Raw genomic sequence first — 4,558 nt, forward strand, 5'->3', positions numbered from 1 at the left:
AATGTTTAAAGTAAAATGGCCGATTACCTCCTTCTTACCCCAATGACGGCTTCTGATTTTGCGCCAACGCTCCTGGGTCCGGTCGGATATAGAGCAGTTGAGCTGCACAGGCTCCTCATTGATTTCCGGGTTCAGGCCTTCGGCGGGAGGAGGAGAAAACCATGCCAAAGTTTATCGATGCACATCCCATGAAGCCGTTCACGGCGGACGAGCTAAACAAGTTTCAAAACGCGCCCCCGGACGAGTTTGGGGTCACGCACCACGACATCCTGTTCAGCGAGAAGGACAACAAGATTTATTGCGTGCTGGATGCCCCGAACGCCGAAGCGATCCACAAGCATCATGCGAAGGCCGGAATCGAGTGTGACTGGGTCCATGAAGTAAAGTCCACCCGCAGCTGACGGAGGCCCTTGGCCAGCATCCGCGTAGATAGCTCCGGAACCCGAAACAAGAATGCTTAGGTTCCCGTTTTGGCTCAGCGGAGGCGGGATAGGCTTCCCTAGCTTGCCTGTCTCTCCAGCCTAAGGGCTAAGTGGTTCATCGAAGTCTTGGTTTCAAGGCGGTCAACCGGACGCCAAAAGCGTGCCGCTTTTGGTTCCCTCCGCTTCGCTCCGGCGCCGGTTACCATCAGCGTTAGGACTGACTGCGTTTCCGCCAGTAGCCAGGCTTTCGGGAGTGATGAGCAACGGCAATTACGACGGCTTCTTCGGGTAACTCAATCGCGACGATATCGTAAGGGAAGCGCTCCAGAATCAGTCGTTTTGCACCGGTATCGCCGACTTCTTGGGGTAGGGGTGACAAAGGGATGACGTTTTCTTCAATAACATCGATGGTGGCATCAACCGCAGCGGAAAACTCGGCGCCAAGTCCAGGTTGCTCTGATTCGTACCATGCTGCAGCTTCTATCGCTTCCTGCGACGCTTCTTCCAGTATCCTTACTATTCGCACTGTTACATGCCTATCCTCGCTCGCATCTTTGTTCGGAATTCTTCGCGGCTGAGCAGCGTGGCCTTACCGCTTTTGACCTTGGACACACGATGAATAATTTCATCATTCCAGGCTTGCTCAACAGAGTCGTCACGGGGGCCGTCCAAGCTCATTATAAGCTCGCGAGCCAACGCTGCACGCTCCGCCTCGGAGAGGGGCGAAATCTGGGAGCGTAGGTGATTAAATGTTTCGGTAGTCATGGTGCCTCCGCGAGTAGCGATACCGTAATGCTATCCCGATCCCAAAGTCCTAACAACTCAATCAACCGAACCGCCGTGGTACGTGATCCGTATGCCCGGTGGTGTGGGGGGAGCGGGGCTGTGAGGCCTCGCCCTATCCCGATTAAATGACCCTGCGCTGTTTTTCTCCCGAGATCAAAGGCTTCACCTCCCTGCGATACCGACGCAATGCGTTACAATTTAGTGTGTATTGTGTGTAAAAATCTTGATTTTCGTGTGTTGCGTGTGTAAACTCTACCTGTTATTTTGATTAAGGACCCGCTTATGGATAGTCGGAAACTTGTCAAGATGATCGAAGCAGATGGTTGGCAGCTCATTCGAACGAGGGGGAGCCATCAGCAGTTCAAGCACCCAGAAAAGCTTGGACTGGTGACGATTCCCCACCCGAAGAAAGATCTTCCGACTGGCACTGTTAAGAGCATCTTGAAGCAAGCCGGGCTTTAAAGCCCGGCCGCTTTTCCGAGCCAATTGGGGGGTAAATTCAAAAAAGGAGGGAAGCGCGAGGTGATTGAGACACGCGCAACTTTAAAATTCATCAACTAAATACGTTGAATTGACTGTTAACTTAAGCGAAGTAAATTGTCATTTAATAAATAGACCTTTAAATGAAATCTAAGTGGAGTGTGGAGGTGGTGATATGTTTTATCCCATCCTGATCCAACAAGAAGGGGACAGTGCCTACGGTGTGATTGTGCCGGATCTTCCCGGCTGTCACTCTGCAGGAGATACCTTTAATGAAGCAGTAGAAAATGCAGCAGAAGCGATTGATTTTCACATGGAAACCATGGCGGAAGAGGGGATAGAGATTCCGGCCGCCAGTGATCTGGGAGAGCTAACAGGTAATCCGAATTACGCCAACGGCGTTTGGGTAATGGTTCAAGTGGATGTGGTTCGTTATCTTGGCACAGCCCAACGAATCAATATCTCGCTGCCGAATCGCCTGATTACTCAGATCGACCGCTTCGTTGATACACATAAGGACTACAAGGATCGATCGAAGTTCTTAGCAGATGCTGCAATGAAGATATTGCAGCACGTTTGATCTTCGATCATCTTAGTAGATAAAAAGCCCCGCAATTTGTGGGGCTTTTTATTATAGATATAGTGTCATTCTGAGATCTAAAACGATTGCCGATTTTTTATCCTGCAATTTTTTTGTCGCAATATGATAATTTGTTCTTTAGTTTAACAAATGCATTAAGTTTGTTTCGGCCCGATGGGCTGGATCCGATAGAGAAGACACTCCGGTTGTTCACGATCGACTGATGGAACGGGTGCTGGAGAGGGACAACCTGCGCCGTGCCTTCCGACTGTACTCGACCGCCTGATGTGTCGCCGATTGAAATTGACGGTAAACGAGGACAAGAGCGCGGTTGGTCGCCCCTGGGAGCGAGTGTTCCTGGGGTTCACGTTTACCCGTCGAGGTCGGGAAAAGCGGCGTAAGGTGAGTGACGATGTGATCACGCAGTTCAAGAATCGTGTCCGGAAAATCACCCGGCGAACGCGGGGTCGAACCATGCAAACGGTGATTGACGAGTTGGCGGTGTACCTGAGGGGCTGGAAAGGCTACTACGGTTTTGCGCAAGTGAAATCGCCGATCCAGGACCTGGAAAAGTGGGTGCGCAAGCTACGTTGCTATCACCTGAAGCAATGGGGACGATCCGGCTACCGCCAGTTGTGCAAGCGCGGAGTGAGTGTAAGACTGGCCTGGAATACGGCCAAGTCGGCTCATGGCCCGTGGCGTTTGAGCCGCAGTCCGGGATTGGCGCAAGCCTTGCCCCGACAGTATTTCCTGTCGCTGGGGCTGCCGGATCTTGTTGAGCGTTGAACAACTCAATCAACCGAACCGCCGTGGTACGTGATCCGTATGCCCGGTGGTGTGGGGGGAGCGGGGCTGTGAGGCCTCGCCCTATCCCGATTATGCCCTAAATCAGATGCCCTTCAGGCAACATGCGTTTGTGTAGGATGCGGATAATTTCAACAACATCGTCGGTGGCTAGCCGATAAAAGATGATGTGGCTTCCCTGAGGGTACTGCCGGTAGCCTAGACTTATCTCATCGCAGGCTTGCCCCAGGTTTGGATTTTCACCCAGAAGGTGGAAGCATTGATCGAACTGAAGAATATAGTGGTTTCGTTGATCCCGGCCCCATTCACGCTCCGTGTATAGGGCAATTGATTTGAGGTCAGCCTTGGCTTTTCTGGAAAGCTTGAAACTTGGCATCAGCGCCCTTCGTTGTCCAGTTCACGAATAAACGAGTCATAGGAGTAGTCTTCGAAACCACTGTCCTCGCCTTCCTTGAGCAATTTACGAAGTGTAGTCAGGCGGGTTTCAGACTCTTCAAGCAGGCGCAATGCGGCACGAACGACCTCGCTGGTTGAGCTGTATCGGCCATTTTTGAGCTGTTCTGCAATAAACGCATCAAAATGTTGGCCTAAAGTGATGCTGGTGTTCTTTTGCATGATGCCACCTCGCTAGTACCAATAATTGGTATATTTTGGTCCAGGTGGCATAACAATGCAATCCACGCGACAAGCGCGTGATTGCGGGCGTTATAACGGCTCTTTCAGGCCTGCATTGCAGGCATGCTAAACTTTGTCAGTAGACTGAAATGCATGATGAGGTCCCCAAAGATGAAGCTTGAGCAAGTTATTGAAGAGACAAAGGTTCTCTCAGCAAATGATCGGGCTTTGCTTGCCCATTGTCTGATATCCAGTCTTGAAACCCAGCACGACGAGGGTGTTGATGCGGCGTGGTCGGCCCTCGCTGAGCAGCGAATTGATGAACTCGAAGCTGGCAATGTCCAGGCTGTGTCGTGGGATGAAATTAAAAACCAGCTCAAGCGCTCTCCTTAATGGCTGAACTGAATTTTCATCCTTCGATTTATCAAGAAGTCCAGGAAGCGTACTCATGGTATGAGCAGCAGGCGGCTGGCCTTGGAGAAGATTTCATCGGAGAGCTGGAGGCTGCCTATGAATCGATACGGTCACTGCCAGAAACGTGGCCCAAATTCGGCAAGCGAACCCGCAGATTTCTGCTGACAAAATTTCCCTACGCCGTTGTCTACACGCCTTCCACTTCAACTTGCCATGTAGTTGCAGTTATGCACCAAAGCCGCCAGCCGGGTTATTGGCAGCGCCGGTTATAACAGTCGCTGTAGTACGCGGCCGGTGGCCGCCGGACGCCCTTTTCATTGGTGCGCCAGGCATGGCGCGTAGCGCCTTGACGGGCGCTGTTCCGGTACAGGTGGTGCTGGCCGGATGACTTGGGGGTGCAAGTCCCCTGTGGGCCCGGTAAGGGGAACCACTAGCCGGACGGCAAGGGTGTCCATCG

The 4,558-nt window shown here is 52.0% G+C and carries 10 protein-coding genes; 6 read left to right on the top strand and 4 right to left on the bottom strand.

Annotated elements, in window-relative coordinates:
* Positions 1–161 precede the first annotated feature (161 nt).
* Entirely contained in the window at positions 162–401 is a 240-nt protein-coding gene (locus AC13C0_RS14320) for a nickel-binding protein (protein WP_341581717.1), read from the top strand.
* A gap of 232 nt (positions 402–633) precedes the next feature.
* On the opposite strand, the gene AC13C0_RS14325 is transcribed toward AC13C0_RS14320, so the two are convergent.
* A complete protein-coding gene (locus AC13C0_RS14325) occupies positions 634–948 on the bottom strand; it encodes a hypothetical protein (RefSeq protein ID WP_341581718.1) in 315 nt (104 codons plus the stop codon).
* A gap of 2 nt (positions 949–950) precedes the next feature.
* Positions 951–1,187 (bottom strand): addiction module protein, encoded by a 237-nt coding sequence (locus AC13C0_RS14330; protein ID WP_341581720.1) that lies wholly within the window; start codon positions 1,185–1,187, stop codon positions 951–953.
* Positions 1,188–1,490: 303 nt separating this feature from the next.
* Here AC13C0_RS14330 and AC13C0_RS14335 point away from each other — a divergent pair, with 303 nt between their 5' ends.
* The 3 genes from AC13C0_RS14335 to AC13C0_RS14345 all read left to right on the top strand — a co-directional run bounded on the left by AC13C0_RS14335 (position 1,491) and on the right by AC13C0_RS14345 (position 3,054).
* The gene (locus tag AC13C0_RS14335) at positions 1,491–1,670 is read left to right on the top strand and encodes a type II toxin-antitoxin system HicA family toxin (protein ID WP_048494339.1); all 180 of its coding nucleotides are present in this window, start codon (positions 1,491–1,493) and stop codon (positions 1,668–1,670) included.
* A gap of 193 nt (positions 1,671–1,863) precedes the next feature.
* Entirely contained in the window at positions 1,864–2,268 is a 405-nt protein-coding gene (locus AC13C0_RS14340) for a type II toxin-antitoxin system HicB family antitoxin (RefSeq protein WP_117616808.1), read from the top strand.
* Between the two features lie 297 nt (positions 2,269–2,565).
* On the top strand, positions 2,566–3,054 hold the full coding sequence (locus AC13C0_RS14345; RefSeq protein WP_341581722.1) for a group II intron maturase-specific domain-containing protein: 489 nt from the start codon (positions 2,566–2,568) through the stop codon (positions 3,052–3,054).
* Between the two features lie 97 nt (positions 3,055–3,151).
* Here the strand turns inward: AC13C0_RS14345 and AC13C0_RS14350 are convergent, their stop codons facing one another.
* Both AC13C0_RS14350 and AC13C0_RS14355 read right to left on the bottom strand, forming a co-directional pair.
* Entirely contained in the window at positions 3,152–3,448 is a 297-nt protein-coding gene (locus tag AC13C0_RS14350; protein ID WP_117616809.1) for a type II toxin-antitoxin system RelE/ParE family toxin, read from the bottom strand.
* Positions 3,448–3,687 (bottom strand): type II toxin-antitoxin system ParD family antitoxin, encoded by a 240-nt coding sequence (locus AC13C0_RS14355; RefSeq protein WP_012140687.1) that lies wholly within the window; start codon positions 3,685–3,687, stop codon positions 3,448–3,450. The genes AC13C0_RS14350 and AC13C0_RS14355 overlap by 1 nt, the downstream gene beginning before the upstream one ends.
* A 171-nt stretch (positions 3,688–3,858) precedes the next feature.
* Between AC13C0_RS14355 and AC13C0_RS14360 the strand changes: the two genes are divergently transcribed.
* Positions 3,859–4,080, top strand: coding sequence for an addiction module protein (locus AC13C0_RS14360; protein WP_117620215.1), 222 nt, complete (start codon positions 3,859–3,861; stop codon positions 4,078–4,080).
* Positions 4,080–4,373 (top strand): type II toxin-antitoxin system RelE/ParE family toxin, encoded by a 294-nt coding sequence (locus AC13C0_RS14365; protein WP_341581726.1) that lies wholly within the window; start codon positions 4,080–4,082, stop codon positions 4,371–4,373. Before AC13C0_RS14360 ends, AC13C0_RS14365 begins: the two co-directional genes overlap by 1 nt.
* Positions 4,374–4,558 lie beyond the last annotated feature (185 nt).

The sequence above is a fragment of the Marinobacter sp. B-21 genome (assembly GCF_056857895.1).